The organism is Salinibacterium sp. ZJ450 (assembly GCF_011751885.2).
Classification (GTDB): domain Bacteria; phylum Actinomycetota; class Actinomycetes; order Actinomycetales; family Microbacteriaceae; genus Ruicaihuangia.
The window spans coordinates 2,250,064-2,269,304 of the sequence record NZ_CP061771.1 but is presented as its reverse complement, the minus strand read 5'-3'; the positions used below and the strand labels follow the sequence as shown (position 1 = coordinate 2,269,304).

Sequence of the window (19,241 nt, the reverse complement as noted above, 5' to 3'; positions counted from 1 at the left end):
GTTCATAAGGGAACCGGGCAGTTTTAGTTAAGGGCTTTGAGGGCCGGTTTTGGGTCGTCTGCCCACATTTTGCCCACATTTGAATTCAGAGCTGCGTGATCGAGGGCGACTGCAACGCTATCCAGGTCTTCATCGAATAGGTCGGCATAGACGTCCAGGGTGACCGAAGCGTGGGCGTGGCCGAGCATGCGTTGTACGGCTTTCACGTTCGCTCCTGCGCTCACGGCGAGGCTCGCGGCAGTGTGTCGCAACTCGTGGGGGGTGAGCCCGACGAGGCCGACCGCGGCGGCGGCGTCATCGAACCACCCGATGCGGAAAACGTGATTGCGGAGGTGGGTTCCTGTGCGCTGCCCATAGAACACGGGAGCATCGTCGGCGCGCCCGGCGACCTGTTTCTGAAGGTGGGGAAGAAGGAACAAAGGGATCGGAATTGACCGGTGCTCGTAGTCCTTCGGGGGTTCAACTCGCTGATAGCCCTTGTCGGCGACCACGGTTTGCTCGACACTCAGCCGGCCGCGTTTCAAGTCCACGTCACGCACTCTGAGGCCACACAGTTCACCCCAGCGAAGGCCGCAGTAAGCCAGCAGGAGGACGAGGATGTCGTAACCCAGCGCGGACCCGTTGGAGCGTTCGCCGACCGCCTGAGCGAGCGCCGCCACCTGGTCGTGCGTAAGGTAGCGCTTGGCCGTCTTGGTCTTCTTGGGGAGTTTCAAGCGGGATGCAGGGTTCGCTGCAAGTCGTCCATCCTCGATAGCGAACTGCAAGGCACCCGACAGCACGTTGACTACCTTTCGGACCGTTTCAGGTGCGCCGGGAAGTTGTGAGGCCCACTGTTGAGTGCGAAGCCGAGTGAGATCGCCTAGAGGCGTTCCGCCGAGCTGCGAGTTGATGTGCGTGCCAATGATGCCCTCGACACGGGTGCGGGTCGTCGCCCGCATGTCGTTCCTGGATGCCAGCCAAACCTCCATCCACTGCGAGACCGTTACACGCGTTTTAGAGGGATCGACGTAGGCACCGCGGCTTTTCGAGACTTCAATGCCGGCGAGGTATAGCTCGGCGTCCCGTTTGGTTTTGAAGCCCCGTTTATCAGTCTGCGAGCGGTCCGGTTTCCGATACCGGACCCGGTACCGTTTGCCAGAGGCGGTCGTGTAGGCGGTGATGGTGGCCATGGTCGATCACAGCTTTCGAGCGTCGTCTTTGCTGCTTGAGGGTTCTTCTTCCGCGAAACGGTGCGCCACTTCGGCGGCAGCCTCGCGGGCGGTTTCTACGAGCCATGCGTACTCGCCCGTATCCAGGGGTTGGCGCTGATTGGCTGGGCCCACTTTGATGCCAATGTCCCGTAGGTAGTCAGCTTTCTCTACGACGTCCTGAGACATGCGCTTCAAATTTGGTTCGTCAAGCGCGGCAACGAGATGAGCGCCCTCCTGGACTGCGTGTTTCAAGTCGCGCAGCGCACGGTAGTACTCGCGGATGCCGAATAGCGCCACTCGGACCTTTTGGCCGGCTGGCGTCAGCTCTCCTTTTTCCAGCGGCGCTCCCGCGAGCCATTCGACAACGTCATTGGAAGTCAGCTCACCGGTGCTGGTACCGGTTGCGACGACCCGTTCCGGCTCCTCAAGCGACACAACCAGGGCAGTGGGCGGCACGCCAAGCGCCTCGGAAAGGGCGAGGAGATGCGCCACGGTGAGGTTCGTTTTGCGCCCTGACTCAATGTTCGAGATTACGGATCGCGTCAAGCCGGATCCCGCGAGCGCCGCCAATTCCTCGGCTGTCATGCCGTTCATCTTTCGATAACGAGCAATGCGCTCGCCTACATTCTCAAGGTCAAAAAGGGCCACAGCGACACAATAACTGACAATTTGCTCCAAAACAACGACTATCCCGCACGACGTGATTAAGCTATGTGTCATATCGACGCATGATTCAGGAAGGCGCGTCATTATGGAGAGGGAGAAAAATATGGATGAGAAGTGGCTGTCGCCGGACGACGTGGTGGCTCTCGTGCCAGGTGTGACGAAGGCGCAGCTCGCGCAGCGCCGCTACCTTGGCCTCCCGCCGGCCTTCGCAAAGCCGTCGCGCAAGACGGTCGTTTATGCGGAGTCCGACGTGTCTATGTGGCTTGAGACCAGCAAGATGACCCAAACGGGCCAAGGCCCGCAGCTTCGCTAAGGAACTGAGATATGAACTCGTACGACCCGTACGCTCACGCGGCGGAGCTTGGGGTGGCGATTCGTCACCTGCCGATTGACCCATTGGGTCTGTTCATGGCGCAGTACAACACAGTCGTCGTGCAGAGCGGCCTGAGCCGGGAACAGGATCGTTTTGTCCTGGCGCACCAGCTGGCGCACATCGAGATGGACGATCCGCTGGAAGACGACGCCGACGACGACGAAGGAGAACAGCGGGAGATCCGGGCGAACAACATTGCCGCGATGCGCCTGATTCCCTACCCAGAGCTTGTGGAGGCGTGGAAGCGGCACGGCGAGGATGCCGCGAGCATGGCGGACGCCCTCGGCGTGCCGGTCGAAGTCCTGAACGCGCGTCTGAGGCTGTTGCGGCTCCAGTCAGAATCCCAGAGCACTGAGGGGGGCATCTGATGGTCAAGCCCCAGCAGCCGGAGACGCCCGGCCAGGCGTTCACCTGGGAGACGGTCAAGAACAAGGCGCTCGACTTCGGTTTGTGTCACCGCTGTGCCAGCCAACTCGCGTGGGGACACCAGAACGGCTTCAGCAGCCTTCGCCCACCGTGCCGAGAATGCACGCCCCTGATCGCGTCACTGCCGAAAGTGCGTCCGAACGGGTGGCGGAGTGTCGAGGGTACGGCCTCACGAGCCACCAGTTGGCCGCTGAGCCGGGCACGGGACTCTTTGGCACCGGGAGTGCCACTTGTGCTCCGTGCCCCGGTCAAAATCTCGGAAACACACAACCGAAGCGTCAATCCCGGTGCGACCGGATTACAGCAAGAAAACGGAAAGGCAAAATCATGAACGACACGACAGTCGAGGCTCCGGCGTGGGCCGTCAATACCGAAATCACGAGGGGCACGGCGAACAAGAAGCAGAGCACCCCCTGGCGGGACACGCTCTTCACTCATAAGGGGCGTCAAACCGATGTCATCGGCGATTGGGACCTGACCGCGTACCTGGTACGGCGCGATGAGGTAGTCCGAGGCGCGGATTGGGTTCAAGTGACCGTCAAGCCCAATGAGGCGCATTTTTTTGAAGCAGCGACTGTTCGGCGCGGCGTGACTCAGGTCGTGCTGGCAAAGGGCGGGGGCCGGATCCTCTCCCTGACGCTCACCGAGGCACAGGAGCTGGCCACAGTGTTGCCTCAGCTCCTGGCGCAAGTTGCGCCGGAAGAAGTTCGGCATGGCACCGGCACCCGGGAAGACGTTCCCTGATGGCAATCATTCGAAGCACCCTCCCGTTCGAGAAGGACTTCACCCGCATCCCCAACAAGTGGGTTCGGGATCCATCCATCTCGCTCCGGGCGCGGGGACTCCTCGCTCAGTTGCTCAGCCACAAGCCCGGGTGGCATATCACCATCGAGTCTCTCGTTCGGGGCAACCCGGAAGGCCGCGACGCGATTCGCACGTCAATTGGCGAACTCACCAAGGCGGGTTACTTGACGATCGAACGGAAGCGAGACTGGGCAACCGGGCAGATGGACGGCCGCGATTACGTCCTGTCCGACCCCGACGCAGCAGAGGACTCTGTGTCCAATCCCGTGGCGCTGGAAACCCGCACTACGGCGTTTCCACACGACGGCGAACCGCCCACTAAGAAGAACAGTTTCAACAACACCATGGTTAAGAAGACTAGGAAGCCCGCAGGCGGGCCCGCGGTCTATAGCAAGGATGCATTCGCATCCAAAGCTCAGGTCAATTTCCTTCGTGACTGTTTCATTCTTCTCCATGCACAACTGCCTACGAAAGACCAGTTGGACGAGTGGGCTCATTGGTCGAGTTTTAGCGCGGATGAAGAGATTCAGGAGAGCTGGTCGGAGATTGAATCTCGCCACTTGCTTCTGCCGGAGGTTCTTGGAGAGTTCCGGGGCGAACTGTCCAGCAGCGCGATTCGGTACATCGAACGCCGGTTTCCGGCGGACTACTCAACCTCGAGAAGGGGCGAATCTTGACACCCAAGGAGAAGAAGCTAGCCGTTGCGCGGCTGGTTCTCGCGAAACTGCAAAACGACACCGACATGTTCCATATCGCGATGGCCGAGGCCGTGATGGCTGAGGCTGCCGCAGCTGTCCCCTCCAAAGATCAGATCGTTGAGATGTTCGTGCAGGTGATCGACGGGTTGGCGCATGACCTGGCTGCGGCGACGTTAGCCATTGGCGGGGACCTGGATGGAGCGATCGCAATCACTCGTGCTCGTCTGGCTGAGATTGAGCTGGAGTGATTATCGGTCCCGAGAATGGGTCGTACCGGCGTTCCATAAAGCTGGTTTGACGAGTAAAATAGAAGCTGTAATCGAATAAGCACTGAGGCCATGCCCACCCTGTCGGCAACGCGGAAGAGCCACCGGAAACGGGAGCCAACGCGGAAGACCCACGGGGAGTAGCGGAGCCGCCCAGTAACAGGAAAATGCGAGCCTCGACGGAGGTTTCAGCAGAGGATCCCGCTGATCGCTTGCGAACGTCGCATGTAGACGCAATCGGGCCGTGACGGTCCACCTGTGTGGGGATTGTCGCCGTTCGTACCGCCGCGACGTCTCACTATTCGATGCCGCCCTTCTCTGAGCAGGGGCACCTTTACGAACGGAAGTATTCCAAATGTCCTATACGCGACAGCCGGGCTCGATCCGGCAGCAGTTCGATGCGGCGCGCAAAGCCGCTGATGACATCCTGGCGAAGGCCAAGACCGAGAACCGCCTCTTGACGGATGCCGAGATCAAGGACGCCAACGATGCCTTTGACCATGCTGAGGAGTTGAAGCCTCAGCTGGAAAAGGCTGAGCCTTCCAGCGCGCTCCTCGATTTCGTGAGGGGCACGCCTGATCGGAACTCAACGAGTGGCCTCAAGGCCGGGGCGGCCTGGGCCGCATCTGCGGCTGACACTCTTGTCAAGGCTGCGACTCTGCGCTCGCCTGATGGTCAGCCGCAGATCAAGGCGCTCGTTGGGGCTACGGTCACCGTGCCGACGGTTGTTGGCCCGACTGCGACGAACCCGACACGGCCCTTGAGCATTCTTGAGTTGATCCCCTCGATCGTACGGCCTGTGGTGGACGACGACGCCGGGAACAGGTTCGCCTACTTGTATGAGAGCGTGAACACCGACACCGCGAAGTCGGTCGCCGACAACACCGCGAAGCCCGTGAGTGTTGTCACGATGGAGGAACGCAGCGACAGGTACAGGGTGTTCGCCACCCTCAGCGAGGCTTTTCCGGAGCGCTTCCTCAGCGACTACAAGAACCTCGTGAGGATCCTCGACCGACGTCTGGCCGAATTCGTGCTTGGCGCTCTTGAGGCGGCCATACTCTCGGGAGACCCGGCGACCGTGGGACGTGACGACTTCCAGGGAATCCTCAACCGCACCGGGGTGCAGGTCATCCCTGCCGTCCCCAGTGAGTTGATCAAGACGCTGTCGAACGCCAAACTCGCCCTGGAAACCTCCTTCATCACTCGCCCCACGGCATGGGTGATGAATCCGGTGGATGTGCAGAAGCTGGAGCTGTTGCGGGAGACGGGGACGACCGGCCCGTTCATGTTCAAGTCCGGGCGATCCCAGATCGAGTCGATCCTCGGTGACATCCCCATCGTCTCCACGACGCGCATCACCGCGGGCACCGCGTTGCTAGGCGACTTCGACCAGACGCTGCTGCGGGTTGCCGACCAGATGACCGTGAAGGTGGATGGCAGCGGGACACTGTTCGACAACAACCAGGTCAAGCTGCGTGTGGAGGGTCGCTTCGGTTTCGAGGTGTACCGACCCTTCGCCTTCGCGAAGATCACACTGCCTTAACCAAAACAGTCCGCGGGTTTAGGAGTTCTCGCGGACTCAGCTGGCGGCAGAGACGATGTTCCTCTCGAACTGGTCCTTGCATCGTCTCTCCGCCAGCACCCTTCACCCAAGGGGTATGGGCTAACAATCACGAGGATGCACCCCAAACCGCAGCGCGCCGGTGGGTTTTCGTGTGTGGATTCGAAACTGGGCTTTTTTGTGGGAAAGGACGGACGAAATGCGTTGGTTCAGAGTGATGCTGGCGAAGCGCCGTCTGCGGCGGGCGGTTCGTGCGGTCCAGGAGTCGCTTGATGCGATCTGGGTGACGAATCCTGCGCTGGCGGCGGCGATCGAGGAGCATTCGCGGGATGAGGGCGATGACTAGCGGCGGCCGTCCGAGGAAGCCGACCGCGCTTCGGGGTATTGATGGGGGCAAGGGGCGGCCGTCGGAGCCGGAGCCGACGAAGAAGCCGATCCGGATGCCTGAGCTGACTGAGCGGGAGCAGGTGTACTGGCGCCGGTTGGCTCCGGACCTGGCGAAGGCCGGGGTTTTGACGGCGTGGGATATCGACGCGCTGCGTGATTACTGCATCATTCGGGCGCGGAAGGATGCGGCGGATGCGGATATCGCGCAGCGCGGCATTCTCGTGGCGGGGCGTGACGGCCAGTTGGTGAGGAATCCGGCGGTCATGATCTCGCAGGGGGCGTCGTTGGAGGCGGCGCGGATTGGTGCCCGGTTTGGGTTGTCCCCTTCGGATCGCGCCGGGCTGTTTGTGCCCAGGGATGATGAGCCGAAGCGCGGTTTGGCGGAGTTTCTCTGATGCCTAGACGCGCAGCGCGCAGGTGCCCACGCTGTCTCACCCTGTATCGGGGCGGCTCGCTAGGGAGAAGAAGAACACGGCGCGCAAGGTGGAGAAGGTGGGTGGGGCAATCGACGGAAAGGGGCCAAAGAGGGCCTAAAGTTCCCGACCGCTTGTCGCACTCCGATCAGAGCAGATCGGCGATCACTCGATCGTTCGGTATGCCCAGCCCCGCCCACCAGGTTGAGTCCTCGGAGAGAAGCGCAAGAACGTCCTGGCGGAAACCAGAGCCAGGATGCTCCTTGAGCAAGTAATCGAGCATGATTATCGACCAGTAGACGGATCTCTTATCAACGCCGTCAAGAGAGCGGCTAAGTCGAATTGGATATCCGATGTCCACCCCTCTGGTAGCCATCTGGCGGTGCCACAACCGACCATGGTGCGAAACGATGTTTCGCAGAAGACTCATGATGTAGACGACAGTGGGGAACTTGGCCGGGGTGATCTCCCACTGTTTAGCGAGGCCACCCATCACTCTCGGCGCATTCAGATTGCTTAGCAGCTTAGAAATCTGTCCAAAGGACAGAATTTCGAAGGCGATCCAGACGGGAAACTCCTCCGTTGGATGGGCCCGACGGTATGCCAGCGCGAACTTTTCTTTCGAGCGTTTGAGTTCTGTATCAATCTGCGAACGGCTCTCGGTGAAGAACTGCTTGTTCGTGTAGATGGAAGGGTCGAGGTAGGCGTCTGGAGCTATCTCAGTCGCGAGAAGATAGGCAAAGCGCGATCGAAATCGAATCTCGAAGTCAAAAAGGCCCTCTCGGAGTACACGCCGCAGCCGTCCATCGAAGTGATAAACGTCTTGGACGTCTTTGAAACTGACTCCTGACACGAAATTGTCGTTCCCTCCTGCCCCAGGTGCGATCTGGTAGAGGTGGGAGTATCCGCTGAAGCGGTAGTAGCTCGTGTCGTGCAGAAACTGAGCAGCATCCGCGTCGCTGGAAATGTGCATGCCACGTTGCCGCAAGAGAGAGACCTGCTCATCGAGGGTTAGTGCGCGCTTCACGCTCTGAACTTACAGGAGGAAAAAAGAAGGCCCGCCCATATAGGTGGGGATGATTGCAAGACTACTCCATCTGCAATCGCTAGCCCTGGGCGGGGTATGTTACGTCTTACGTTAGACCAAGCGCCCTAGAACCAGCAACTCCCACCACTATTCCAACCCAAGCCCAGAATGCGGCCCGTGCCGCGTCAAGAGAGCAAGAACAACGAACCAATGCTGGCAGTGGTCGAAATCAGCAACCCTGTACCTGCCACGATGAGGTTCTTCTGCGATGAGTCCAGAAGCGCGCCGAAGACTAGTGTCGCCTCATGGCCGGCAGTGTGGGCTTCGCCGAATCCGGCGGGTCTAGGAAGACCCGTCTCTCGGATATGGCGCTGCTTATATCTTGCGTAGATGGCTTGCACTTCAGCTGGGTAGGACGGTCCTGCGGCGACTCTCGCAAGCTCCTCGTCCTCCTCCTGCTGGAGCCGCTCTGTTGCGCCTGGCAATCCACCGGCTCGCTGTAGCTGTTGACGTGCGGACCGATAAGCCCCGATCAATCCACCCACGGTGATTAGGAAACCCGCGGCGAGGCCGATCGCGAGCGCTACCCGAACCCAATACATGAGCGCAGCTTATAGCGGGTGGAATCGTGCGTGCTCGCACCCGTAGCTTCGTCCTCAGCAGCTGCAACCCGAATGCGGTGCTGAGGACGAAGCGAGCACGTCGGCTCAGTGCAGGTTCTCCTGCGAAAGAGCCCCAGCCCGGCGCCGCTTGAAAGGGGGAACGAGCGGCGCCGCCACGATCTTACGTATGGTTTAAGTGCAAGTCTAGGTATCGTTTCCACGCCCCCTCTTTGGGGGGGAATCGACTTTTGGTGCGGACTTTTCAGCACAAAGACGAGAAGGGAGCGGTCATGACGGATTCCGTTTGCCCCGGCTGCGGGGCACGAGTAAGAGCCATCCGGAACCCCTACTTCGGCACAAGCCTTTCGGTGCATGAGTTCCTCCTGGACTGTCGGAAGTGTGGTCGGGTGACCTTCGTCGAAGGCGAGACGAAACCAATCGAGCAGTGCGAAACGACGAGAACCTGGTCCGACAGATTTCGCGACATCTTGAACCGATTCCGGGGCAGTCGCTAGCCTTAAGAGAAGTCTTCGTCCCCCTCGCAGACAAACCCGAATGTCCTACGCGAGGGGGAACGAAGTTAACACCTGACCGTTCGGGGGTGATGTGGGCTTCTACCCGGAAGCCCACCCGGTCAAGGCGTTAGAGAACACTGTCGGCTGGAACCGGCGATTCGTTAGACGTGCTCCCGCATCGTCTGAAAGCTGGAGCGAGAAGCTAGCTCTCGGTGAGGAACGCAGCGATGCCGTCCCGGAAGGCCCACCGAACTGGGGCCAGCGGACTTGGGCGGCCGTTCAGTATGGTTCGGACCATGGCCCACCTCACCCAAACATACGATGACCGCAAGCTCCAAGCGGCGCTGATGAAAATCCGCCCAAACTTGAACCTTGAGGACGGCCGGGTGACCGAGATCGAGCTCGAACCCGAATATGCGAACTCCGCGAGACGGGTTCTCACGCTCACGATTGACTTCCCTCTTACCCGGGAGGAACTTGACGGCGTGCTCGAAGCCGCAAAGTAGTTGACAGCCCCAAGACAGCGGATTAGCGGTCATCGCGTGCCCACATTTTGCCCACACTTGAGCGCGTCTTACATGATCGTGGGGGCATCAACATGGACCAAAAAGCCCGAAAAATCAACGATCTGCGCGGGTGGGGCTTGCGGTGAAAGGCACCGATTCGCCCTCTCACGGCGGTAACGCGGGTTCGAATCCCGCTGGGGTCACAACAGCCCGGTTCCCTTTGTTCATAAGGGAACCGGGCAGTTTTCTTTAAGGGATCTGAGGCGCGTCGCCCGGCCGTTTGCCCGCATTTCAGAGCAGCTCGGGCTCTGTGGGAAGCTGGTTTCCTGTGAGCACAACCGACATATCGAGTTCGACACTGCTCGGCGAGATCATGAGAATTGCGGATGCCGCGGGCCTCAGTCTCGATGAGCACCAGGTTGCCGCGGCCCGCCGACTCGTCGGCGCAGAGGCGGCCTATGTGCACGGGCCCGCCGGCCGGGGCAAGACCTGGCTGGTCGACGCGTACTTCGCCGCGCTGCCCACCACGGCCAAGCGCCGGGTGCACTTCCACGGCTTCTTCGGTGACCTGCACCGCGCGATCTTCCGGCACGAGCACGACACGGATGCCGCCATCGACGAGCTGCTCGCAGACGTGGACGTGCTCTACTTTGACGAGTTCCACGTGCACGACGCCGGCGACGTGATGCTGCTCACCCGGCTGCTGCGCCGGCTCGTCTCACGCGGCGTGCGCCTGATCGTGACCTCGAACTACGCGCCGCGACACCTGCTGCCGAACCCGGTGTTCCACTCGCTCGCAGCTCCCGCCATCGACCTGCTGGAGCAGCACCTCGAGGTGATCAGTGTCGAAGGTCCGGTTGACTACCGGTACGCGACATCCGAACCACGACGAACCGGATTCCGCGGCGAGTGGCTTCGGGTGGCACCGGGCGAGCCCCCGGCGCCGGAAGAGGCGGTCGAGTTGGAGGCCGGCGGGCATCGGTTCACCGCGCAGGCAGTGCGAGGAACGCGGGTCTGGTTCCGCTTCGCCGAGTTGTGCGAGGCCGACACGTCGGTGCACGACTTCGTGGAGTGGGCCGACCGCTTCGACGACTGGGTGCTCGAGGGCGTGCCGGCGCTCGCTCAGACCACGAGGGCCGCCCGGCAGCGGTTCGGCAACCTGGTGGACGTGCTCTGCGACCGAGGGCACCGGCTCACCGTGATCGCCGACGTCGATCGCGACGAGCTGGCTGTGGGGGAGGGGATGCCGGTCGACATCGGCCGCACCCTCAGCCGGCTGGCGATGCTCGGCTCGCCGTCGCCGCTCGGGAGGTAAACGCGCGGAAGGGAGGCCACAACCGTGAGATTGTGGCCTCCCGTGCGCGCTTTCTCCGTCGCAGCGTGCGTCTAGTTCTTCGGTGTTGCCCTCCGCAGGATGAAGAACCCGGTGACCGCGGCCACCGCGGTCGGGATGAGCAGCCAGCTCACCACCCCGGTCGCTCCGTTCTCAACGAACCACTGACCCACCGCCGGCCACTGTTCGCTGAGCGTGATCTGCGCGACGGCCGCCACGATGAACAGCACCAGGATGCCGGTGAAGATCAGGATCCCGTTGGTCTTCCAGCGCACGTACACCGCGGCCGAAGCGGCCCCGATGAAGAGGAAGAACGCGAAGGTGGCGACGAAGACCCACAGGCGTTCGAACCACGGCCCGTCGCTGAAGTACACCACGGTGAACATGCGGCCGCCGAGGCCCCAGCCGTCCGTGGCATCCTCAACCAACGACAGAATCGTGAGTCCGGCGCCGTACATGGCCGCGTAGATGAGGAAGCTGAGCGACGTGCCGAGGTAGAAGTCCCGGCGCGTCACGCTGTAGCCGAGCGCAAACGGGAAGGTCAGGTTCACCGACTGTACCGCTACCACGAGCATGTACACGAAGATGAAGGTGGTCGAGCCGCTCCACTGCATCCCTTCGGACACGCCCTGCCTGCTGGTGCCATCCGTCGCGTTGTAGATCACCGCCCAGATGATGTAGTTCACCGCGAAGATGAAGGCCAGGATCATCCAGGGCAGGATCACGGAGGAGAACGGGTTGACGAAGTGCAGCCTGACGACGCTCCAGATGCGCTTGAATTCGCCGCTTCTCGAGATCGTGCGGGTGTTCGGGGAGAGAACTGTGGCGGTCATGCGCTCTGCTCGAATTCTGCGCGGGGTGCGCTGGTCTTCTGGACAATGAGTTGCTGGAGCGAGACGGGCGCGACCTCCAGGCCCAGCTGCCCGGCGTGGTGACGGTCGGCGTCGCTGAGGGCGGTCACCGTCACCGAGGCCAGTCCGCCTATTCCCTCCCGGTGCAGGATGTCGCGGCCGGCGACGAACGAGTCGACGGCGGATCGCGTGCCCACCACGGTGGTGGCGGAGCCGCGCACCGACTCGGCGGACTCGTCAATCAGGATGCGGCCCTCGTCGATGACGAGCACGTGCTCCAGCAGGTTGCTGACCTCGTCGATCAGGTGGGTGGAGAGGATCACGGTGCGCGGGTGCTCGCTGAAGTCTTCGAGCAACCGGTCATAGAACAGGTGGCGAGCCACCGCGTCGAGCCCGAGGTATGGCTCGTCGAAGAAGGTGAGCGGCGCCCGCGAGGCAAGGCCCACGATCACGCCCACCGCCGACAGTTGGCCGCGGGAAAGCTTCTTGATGCGGCGGTTGCGGGGGAGCCGGAACTCCTCGACCAACTGGTCCGCGTACTCGACGTCCCAGTTGGCGAAGAACCACGGGGCGCTTGCCAGCACGTGCTTGACGAGGAACTCGTCCGGGTACTTCTGGCTCTCTTTGATGAAGCAGACGTTCCGCAGCACGGAGGCGTTCTCCACCGGAGCCTGACCGAAGACGCTGATCGAACCGGCGGTCGCGAAGTCCTGGCCGGTGAGCAGCTGCATGATGGTCGTCTTGCCCGCACCGTTGCGGCCGAGCAGGCCGACGATCGTGTTCGGTGCGACGGTGAAGCTGACGTCGTTCACGGCGGCGACCTTGCCGAACTGACGGGTGAGACCGCGAACGTCGATCGCGTCTTCTGTCGGGGGGCTCGCGAGCGCACTCACGCTGACACCTCTTCCTTGATGATCATGTCCGCCAACTGGGCCGTGGAGATCCCGAGCTTGGCAGCCTCGACGAGTAATGGTTGAACGTATTCGGTGGTGAATCGATCACGGCGCTTCGCGATGAGCTTCGCCCGTGCGCCTTCGGCGACAAACATGCCGATCCCTCTCTTCTTGTAGAGGATCCCCTCATCGACGAGCAGGTTGACACCCTTGCCGGCCGTCGCCGGGTTGATGCGATAGAACGCCGCGAACTCGTTCGTCGAGGGAACCTGGGTCTCTTCCGGCAGCGCGGTGCCGATGATGTCGTTCTCGATCCGCTCGGCAATCTGCACGAAGATCGGGCGCGAGTCATCCATAGAAACCCTCCTTCCTCACGGAATCTAACCACGTTGGTTAATTAGTGATGTAACTAACCAACCAAGCTTTGCCGGGCTTGTCAAGGAGGAAACGAAAAAGGGCCGGATCCGTAACGGATCCGGCCCTTCAGGAGATAACAGAGGTAGACGCCCACGAGCTCGTCCTCGGCGCGGTCGTGCTGCTTGACAACTCGGGAGGCCTCGGCCGTGCTCACGCCGTGTCGGGCGAGCTCCTGCTTCACCGACATCCGGTCGATCCAGGCCAGCGCCAGCGCAGACAGGATGAAGACGAGGTGGATGACCACCTGCCACAGCACACCTTCGCTTGTGTAGATGTTGCCGGTCACGGTTTCGGCCCGCGACGAGCCGAGGTCGGCCACCTCGATGAAGGTCTTGAGCAGGTGGATCGACGAGATACCGATGATCGCCATCGCCAATTTGGTTTTCAGGACATTCGCGTTCACGTGCGACAGCCACTCCGGCCCGAGCACCAGCAGCATGATTTCAGCCTCGGATACGTGCAGCGGGTCGCTGACCACAAGCTCAGCGAGGTGCCACAGTTCGACGAATCCTAACCGGGCGCGGCTGGCAGGGCCCGCATGACGTAGCATTGCTCAAGCGAAGGGGAGTATCCCACCTCGCCGTGTTACGTCAGTACGGGTCGCGTTGCCGCGGCCCCGGGCACGGTGGCATCCGTTCTGAATCGGATGCGGGAGAGACTTTCGGTGCTTCCCGTACCCTCTCCCTGTTAGGAATCCCTTGGACCTCGCTCTTCCTATTTGGTTCGAAGTGGGCTCGCTCGTCGTGCTCACGCTGATCTTGGTCGCCGACCTGCTGATCGTGTACCGCCGCCCGCACATTCCTTCGGTGAAGGAATCGAGCCTGTGGGTCACGTTCTACGTCGTGCTGGCGCTGATCTTCGCCGTGCTGATGTTCGTGTTCGCTGGGGCCGAGCCCGCAGGCCAGTTCATCGCCGGCTGGTTGACGGAGTACAGCCTGTCGATCGACAACCTGTTCGTCTTCATCATCATCATGGCCCGGTTCTCGGTGCCGAGGAAGTACCAGCAGGAAGCGCTGATGGTGGGCATCATCCTCGCCCTCGTCTTCCGCGGAATCTTCATCCTGCTCGGCGCCCAGCTCATCTCCAACTTCAGCTGGATCTTCTACATCTTCGGTGCGTTCCTCGTCTACACGGCGTGGAACCAGGCGTTCACCGGCCACGACGACGAGGAAGAGCGCGAGAACGCCATCCTGCGGTTCCTGCGTCGCAAGATCGCGATCCACGACCAGTTCGACGGTGGCAAGGTGCGCACCGTGGTGAACGGCAAGAAGATGTTCACCCCGATGATCATCGTCTTCATCGCGCTCGGCACCACCGACCTGGTCTTCGCGATCGACTCGATCCCTGCCATCTTCGGCATTACGCAGAGCCCGTTCATCGTGTTCACCGCGAACCTGTTCGCGCTGATGGGGCTGCGCCAGCTGTACTTCCTGCTCGGCGACCTGATCGACCGACTGGTCTACCTCAAGTACGGAATCGCGTTCATCCTGGCCTTCATCGGCGTGAAGCTGTTCTTCCACGCCCTGCACGTGAACGAGCTGCCGTTCATCAACGGCGGGCAGCACGTCGAGTGGGCCCCGGAGATCTCCACCTGGACCTCGCTCGCGGTCATCGTCGGCGCCATGGTCGTGGCGGTCGTCGCCAGCCTGATGAAGATGAAGGCGAGCGGCGAGCAGATCGCCACGAACCGCGACGAGATCGAGCCAGATCCGATCGAGCCCGCAGACAAGAAGTCGACCGACTAGCGTCCATCCGACCACCGGCCTCCTGAAGATTGCTAGCGTAGTCAGTGGTGGCCGGTGGAAGGGGGATGCGGTTTGCATGTTGACCATGAGCTGCAGCTCTCGAACCTGACGGCACACTTCCGAGTGTGGGCGGCGTCCGACGTCGGTGCGGTGCGCCGCGTGAACGAGGACAGCTTTCGTGCTGCCCCACCCGCCTTCGTCGTCGCAGACGGCATGGGCGGGCATTCCTTCGGAGACCGGGCGAGCCAGCAGGCCATCGCCGCGTTCGCCGATGCGTTCGACCCGCGCCAGGCGGCGACACCGCAGCAGGTGCTCAGCGCGATCAGCGCGGCCAACGACGCGGTGGTCGCCATCTCGGCCGACGCCGGACGGGTGTCGGGCACCACGCTCACCGGCCTTGCCCTGGTCGAAATGGGGGCGGGCGGCAACTTCCACTGGATGGCCTTCAACGTGGGCGATTCCCGCGTGTACCGCTGGGACGGCCGCACCCTCTCACAGCTCACCGTCGACCACTCGGCCGTGCAGGAGTTGATCGACGGCGGCCTGATCGCGCCGCACGAGGCAGCGCTGCATCCCGAACGCAATGTGATCACCCGCGCGCTCGGGGTCGACGCCCACGTCGAGCCCGACATCTGGCTGCTCCCGGTCAGCGACACCGACACGTTTCTGATCTGTTCCGACGGCCTGACCAAGGAACTGGACGACCGCGAGATCGCCCTGCTGCTTGAGCAGCATGCGGATGGCGCCCCCGTTCCCATCGCGGATCGACTGGTCAGCGCTGCGATAGCGGCCGGAGGGGCCGATAACGTGACGGTGATCGTTGTCGAGGCGCAGTTCCACGGCGCGATGGCTGAGTCAGACGACACGATAGAGCGGATGCCGCTGCAGCAGTATTTGGAAGACACGAGACCGAGGCGCTGACCCCATGACACTCTCCTTTTCGCCAGACGCCGGCTGGCCCGCCGTAACGACCGCGACTCGTCTCGTCGCGATCGACGGGTCGGACTCGGCTGTCGTACGCGCGGTCGCCTCGATTGACGCGACCGCGGGATTCCAGGCGGTGCTCGACGTGCTGCTGCGGGCCGGGATCTCGTCGGCCCCGCAATTCGCCCTGGTCGACTGGAGTGGCGCGGATGGTATCCGCGTCGTGCTGCGCGGGGACGCCGCCGTGTCGATCTCAACTCCCGAGGGAGAGCGTCGATTGAGCGGCGCGGGCATTGCCACCTGGGCGGAGCAGCTGTTCCCGGTGGGCGAGTTCGTGCTGAGCGTGCCAGGCGGGCACTGGTCGTCGGCGGCACCCGTCGCTGCCGTGGCGGCGCCTTCGGCACCGGCCAGCGCTGCCGTCGCGGCGCATCCGGCACCCGCCCAGGCAAGCGCTGGCACCGTCGACGCCGAGATCACGATCGTTCCGGCGGAGGTGTCGGAGCCGGTGCCGGTCATCGTTCCAGCTCTCGTGCCAGCTGCGGCTTCCGCTCCGGGCACCGCACCATCGGAAGCCGACGGCTACGACTACCTCTTCGGGGCGACGGTGGTGCGGCCGGTTTTTGACGCCGCAATCCGCGATGATGACGCCCTGCCAGCAGACGACCCCGACGACTCGGACGCCCCGCCCGCAGACGACCTGCTGGGCGATCATGACGGCCACACCGTGATGAGCGGCGACATCGCCGCAGCCCGGCAGCGCCGTGCCCAGCACTCGACCGCGGTGGCCGATCCGGCACCGGAGTCGGTGCCGGCGCTGGAACTGCCCGATGGCCGGCTCGAGTTGCTCGACGAGCCGCTGATCATCGGCCGTGCCCCGAGCGTCAGCCAGGTGTCCGGCGGCGAACTGCCTCGACTGGTCACCCTCGACGGCGACCAGGACGTGTCGCGCAATCACCTGAGGGTCGCCCTCGAAGGCGGAACGGTCGTGGTCACCGACCTGCACTCCCGCAACGGCACTTCGGTGGTGCTGCCGGGCCGCAACCCGCAGAAGCTGCGCGACGGCGACCCGACCGCCGTCATCGTGGGCACGATCATCGACCTCGGCGGCGGCATCACCATCACCGTGCGAGAGGCCTGATGCGCCGCCCGGTCTCCAGCCCGCCGGATCTGCCCGGCTACACCTTCGTGAAAGTCCTCGGCTCCGGCGGCTTCTCCGACGTATTCCTGTACGACCAGCACCTGCCGAAGCGCCGGGTTGCCGTCAAGGTGCTGCTCACCGAGCAGCTGACCCCGGCCACCCGCGCCGCGTTCGTCGCCGAGGCCAACGTGATGGCGCAGCTGTCGGCGCATCCGTACATCGTCACGATCTATCACGCCGGGGTGTCGGCCGACGACCGGCCGTTCCTGGTGATGGAGTACGCGCCCGGCGCGAGCCTCGCGGACCGTTACAAGAGCGAGGCGTTCGGCGTGCCCGACGCGCTGCGCACCGGGGTGCGGCTGTCGAGCGCCATCGCGACCGCGCATGCCGCCGGCATCCTGCACCGCGACATCAAGCCGGCGAACGTGCTGACCAACGACTTCGGCTGGCCGGCGCTCACCGACTTCGGCATCGCCTCGGCGGTCGAGGACGACCTGCCGGTGCACACCACCACCCTCGGCACCCTGCAGTCCGGCGACACCACCGGCGGCACCGAGAGCCGGTCGATCGGCATGTCGGTTCCGTGGTCGCCGCCCGAAATGTTCACGGATGACCCGCAACCCGACGTCCGCTCCGACGTGTTCTCGCTGGCGGCAACGATCTACACGCTGATCGCCGGGCACACGCCCTTCGAGGTACGCGGCCGGTCAAACGGCACCCTTGACCTGATCGGCCGGATCGAGCGCGGCGCGATCACGCCGCTGACCAGGGATGACGTGCCCCGATCGCTGGTTGCCGTGCTGCACAAGGGGATGGCCACCAAGGCGGCATCCCGCTTCCACACCGCCGTCGACTTCGCGCGCGCGCTGCAGCGGGTCGAGCTCGAGCTTGGCTACACGCCCACCGCGATCGACGTGCCGAACCTCGTCGTCGAGGCGGCGGTGCGTGCCGACTCCGCCGATGACGACGACGAGACGCGGGCACGCTCCATCGCGACCGTCGAGGCCCAGCCGGAGCGATCCCGCACACTCACCCCGCCGCCCGCGGCTCCCGCCGACGACGACCGCACGCAGGTGCGCGGGGCGCGGCCGATCATTGCGCAACCAGCTGCGGTGCCGGATGCCGCGGACGGCAGAGTCTCGGCTGGCGGTGCCCCGGCTGGCGGTGTCCTGGATGGTGCAGTAGCACTGGAGGAGACCGTCGTGCGCCAGCGCCGCGGCCCGGCAGACGGCGCAGATGCTGCCGAGCCCAGCGCGACCGCAGAGGATCCCCGCCCGACGCCCCCGGCATCCCGGGCCAACAAGACGGCGCTGCTGGTCGGTGGGGGAGTCGCCGCCCTGATCACCATCGCCGTGATTGTGAGCCTCGTGGTCTTCGGTGCGCCGACCGCCCCGCAGGCCGCGCCGCAGCCCGCCGGCACCGGCGGATCCGCGATCGTGCAGTCGGTTCCGCAACCGACACTGGTCTCCGCCGTACAGGAGGGCACCTCGGTGGTGTTCACCGTAGGCAACCCGGAACCGCAGGACGGTGACATTTTCGTCTGGAAGCGATCGGATCGGCCGGAGAGCGAACCGCTTCGCCCCACCGCCGACTCCCGCCTGGTCGTCGAGGGGTACGAACCGGGCACCACCGTGTGCATCCAGGTCAGTATCCGACGTGACGGCGACGTTTCCGCCGACCCGCTTGAGGGGTGCTACCCGCAATGAGACCGTTGCGCATCGAGTTCTGCGGCGAATGGTACGACGTCGTGCCGCCCGCCGACTTTCACATCGGCCGCGAGTCCGACCTGGTGATCGACGACAACCCCTACCTGCACCGGCGGTTCCTGCGCATCTACGAGGACTTCGGGCTGTGGTGGCTCGGGAACGTGGGCAACCTGCTCACGGCGACGGTGACGGATGCCAGCGGCCAGGTGCAGGCCTGGCTGGCGCCGGGCGCTCGCCTGCCGATCGTGTTCGAGCGGATGCACGTGCTGTTCAGCGCCGGCTCAACCACGTACGAATTCACCATCCACTCCGGTGAGGACTACTTCAACACGTCGAGCCCGCTCACCAACGACGCCGGAACCACCACGATCGCACCGGTTCTGCTGACCACGAACCAGCGGCTGCTGATCGTGGCGCTCGCCGAGCAGATCCTGCGGCAGACCTCGCCGGGGCGAGGTGAGATCCCCACCTCCGCGCAGGCCGCCGCCCGGCTGCACTGGTCGATGACCACCTTTAACCGCAAGCTCGACAACGTGTGCGAGAAGCTCGACAAGATCGGGGTCGCCGGGCTCCGAGGTGGGAAGGGCAACCTGGCCACGAACCGTCGGCTGCGCCTGGTGGAGTACGCCGTGGCGACCCGATTGGTGAGCGCCGAGGACCTGTACCTGCTCACCCGCAACGACGACGAGCACGCCGAAGCCCCGGCGGAACAACCCGGAATCTGACCCGCCGGGCCCCGCCGGCCGCGCCCATGGGCAGGACTGCCCATGCAAATGGACGACACCCGAACAAGGGTCATG

23 protein-coding genes are annotated in these 19,241 nt (G+C 63.4%); 15 read left to right on the top strand and 8 right to left on the bottom strand.

Translation table 11 applies throughout. The annotated features are described in order from the left end of the window. Positions 1-23: 23 nt before the first annotated feature. Both HCT51_RS10875 and HCT51_RS10870 read right to left on the bottom strand, forming a co-directional pair. Entirely contained in the window at positions 24-1,169 is a 1,146-nt protein-coding gene (locus HCT51_RS10875) for a tyrosine-type recombinase/integrase (protein WP_166873912.1), read from the bottom strand. A gap of 6 nt (positions 1,170-1,175) precedes the next feature. After that, a complete protein-coding gene (locus tag HCT51_RS10870; RefSeq protein WP_166873909.1) occupies positions 1,176-1,838 on the bottom strand; it encodes a helix-turn-helix domain-containing protein in 663 nt (220 codons plus the stop codon). A gap of 121 nt (positions 1,839-1,959) precedes the next feature. Here HCT51_RS10870 and HCT51_RS10865 point away from each other — a divergent pair, with 121 nt between their 5' ends. The 8 genes from HCT51_RS10865 (at position 1,960) to HCT51_RS10830 (ending at position 6,766) form a co-directional block, all read left to right on the top strand. Beyond that, complete coding sequence (locus HCT51_RS10865) at positions 1,960-2,169, top strand: hypothetical protein (RefSeq protein ID WP_224760451.1); 210 nt, start codon at positions 1,960-1,962, stop codon at positions 2,167-2,169. 11 nt (positions 2,170-2,180) lie between these two features. Further along, complete coding sequence (locus HCT51_RS10860; protein ID WP_166873903.1) at positions 2,181-2,597, top strand: ImmA/IrrE family metallo-endopeptidase; 417 nt, start codon at positions 2,181-2,183, stop codon at positions 2,595-2,597. Positions 2,598-2,982: 385 nt separating this feature from the next. Beyond that, positions 2,983-3,399 carry a hypothetical protein gene (locus tag HCT51_RS10855; protein ID WP_166873900.1) on the top strand — a complete coding sequence of 139 codons (417 nt, stop codon included), beginning with the start codon at positions 2,983-2,985 and terminating at the stop codon, positions 3,397-3,399. Further along, positions 3,399-4,136 carry a hypothetical protein gene (locus tag HCT51_RS10850; protein WP_166873898.1) on the top strand — a complete coding sequence of 246 codons (738 nt, stop codon included), beginning with the start codon at positions 3,399-3,401 and terminating at the stop codon, positions 4,134-4,136. Before HCT51_RS10855 ends, HCT51_RS10850 begins: the two co-directional genes overlap by 1 nt. Then, positions 4,133-4,405 carry a hypothetical protein gene (locus HCT51_RS10845; RefSeq protein ID WP_166873895.1) on the top strand — a complete coding sequence of 91 codons (273 nt, stop codon included), beginning with the start codon at positions 4,133-4,135 and terminating at the stop codon, positions 4,403-4,405. The genes HCT51_RS10850 and HCT51_RS10845 overlap by 4 nt, the downstream gene beginning before the upstream one ends. A 373-nt stretch (positions 4,406-4,778) precedes the next feature. Then, entirely contained in the window at positions 4,779-5,966 is a 1,188-nt protein-coding gene (locus HCT51_RS10840) for a phage major capsid protein (protein WP_166873893.1), read from the top strand. A gap of 217 nt (positions 5,967-6,183) precedes the next feature. Next, entirely contained in the window at positions 6,184-6,330 is a 147-nt protein-coding gene (locus HCT51_RS10835; protein ID WP_166873890.1) for a hypothetical protein, read from the top strand. Positions 6,331-6,424: 94 nt separating this feature from the next. Beyond that, a complete protein-coding gene (locus tag HCT51_RS10830) occupies positions 6,425-6,766 on the top strand; it encodes a phage terminase small subunit P27 family (protein ID WP_166873887.1) in 342 nt (113 codons plus the stop codon). 166 nt (positions 6,767-6,932) lie between these two features. Here HCT51_RS10830 and HCT51_RS10825 read toward each other — a convergent pair whose 3' ends face one another. Next, the gene (locus tag HCT51_RS10825) at positions 6,933-7,811 is read right to left on the bottom strand and encodes an Abi family protein (RefSeq protein WP_166873884.1); all 879 of its coding nucleotides are present in this window, start codon (positions 7,809-7,811) and stop codon (positions 6,933-6,935) included. A gap of 185 nt (positions 7,812-7,996) precedes the next feature. Continuing rightward, positions 7,997-8,413, bottom strand: a complete 417-nt coding sequence (locus HCT51_RS10820; RefSeq protein ID WP_166873881.1) for a hypothetical protein — start codon at positions 8,411-8,413, stop codon at positions 7,997-7,999. A gap of 811 nt (positions 8,414-9,224) precedes the next feature. Here HCT51_RS10820 and HCT51_RS10815 point away from each other — a divergent pair. Together HCT51_RS10815 and zapE are read left to right on the top strand one after the other, a co-directional pair. Then, entirely contained in the window at positions 9,225-9,434 is a 210-nt protein-coding gene (locus HCT51_RS10815; RefSeq protein WP_166873878.1) for a hypothetical protein, read from the top strand. A 328-nt stretch (positions 9,435-9,762) separates the two neighbouring features. Next, positions 9,763-10,749, top strand: a complete 987-nt coding sequence (gene zapE, locus HCT51_RS10810) for a cell division protein ZapE (RefSeq protein ID WP_166873874.1) — start codon at positions 9,763-9,765, stop codon at positions 10,747-10,749. Positions 10,750-10,820: 71 nt separating this feature from the next. Here the strand turns inward: zapE and HCT51_RS10805 are convergent, their stop codons facing one another. The 4 genes from HCT51_RS10805 to HCT51_RS10790 all read right to left on the bottom strand — a co-directional run bounded on the left by HCT51_RS10805 (position 10,821) and on the right by HCT51_RS10790 (position 13,406). Continuing rightward, positions 10,821-11,600: a hypothetical protein gene (locus HCT51_RS10805; RefSeq protein ID WP_166873870.1), complete on the bottom strand. Its 780-nt coding sequence runs from the start codon at positions 11,598-11,600 to the stop codon at positions 10,821-10,823. Continuing rightward, positions 11,597-12,511 (bottom strand): ABC transporter ATP-binding protein, encoded by a 915-nt coding sequence (locus HCT51_RS10800; RefSeq protein WP_166873867.1) that lies wholly within the window; start codon positions 12,509-12,511, stop codon positions 11,597-11,599. Before HCT51_RS10800 ends, HCT51_RS10805 begins: the two co-directional genes overlap by 4 nt. Continuing rightward, on the bottom strand, positions 12,508-12,867 hold the full coding sequence (locus tag HCT51_RS10795; RefSeq protein ID WP_166873864.1) for a GntR family transcriptional regulator: 360 nt from the start codon (positions 12,865-12,867) through the stop codon (positions 12,508-12,510). Before HCT51_RS10795 ends, HCT51_RS10800 begins: the two co-directional genes overlap by 4 nt. 80 nt (positions 12,868-12,947) lie before the next feature. Continuing rightward, positions 12,948-13,406, bottom strand: coding sequence for a YqhA family protein (locus tag HCT51_RS10790; protein ID WP_224760450.1), 459 nt, complete (start codon positions 13,404-13,406; stop codon positions 12,948-12,950). A 220-nt stretch (positions 13,407-13,626) separates the two neighbouring features. On the opposite strand from HCT51_RS10790, the gene HCT51_RS10785 reads away from it, so the two are divergent. From HCT51_RS10785 to HCT51_RS10765, 5 genes are all read left to right on the top strand, one after another. Next, positions 13,627-14,673 carry a TerC family protein gene (locus HCT51_RS10785; protein ID WP_166873857.1) on the top strand — a complete coding sequence of 349 codons (1,047 nt, stop codon included), beginning with the start codon at positions 13,627-13,629 and terminating at the stop codon, positions 14,671-14,673. Between the two features lie 72 nt (positions 14,674-14,745). Further along, positions 14,746-15,594, top strand: a complete 849-nt coding sequence (locus HCT51_RS10780; protein WP_224760449.1) for a PP2C family protein-serine/threonine phosphatase — start codon at positions 14,746-14,748, stop codon at positions 15,592-15,594. A gap of 4 nt (positions 15,595-15,598) precedes the next feature. Continuing rightward, positions 15,599-16,735: an FHA domain-containing protein gene (locus HCT51_RS10775; RefSeq protein ID WP_166873854.1), complete on the top strand. Its 1,137-nt coding sequence runs from the start codon at positions 15,599-15,601 to the stop codon at positions 16,733-16,735. Beyond that, positions 16,735-18,441, top strand: a complete 1,707-nt coding sequence (locus HCT51_RS10770) for a serine/threonine-protein kinase (protein WP_166873851.1) — start codon at positions 16,735-16,737, stop codon at positions 18,439-18,441. The genes HCT51_RS10775 and HCT51_RS10770 overlap by 1 nt, the downstream gene beginning before the upstream one ends. Beyond that, positions 18,438-19,166, top strand: a complete 729-nt coding sequence (locus HCT51_RS10765; RefSeq protein ID WP_166873848.1) for a hypothetical protein — start codon at positions 18,438-18,440, stop codon at positions 19,164-19,166. Before HCT51_RS10770 ends, HCT51_RS10765 begins: the two co-directional genes overlap by 4 nt. Positions 19,167-19,241: the final 75 nt, after the last annotated feature.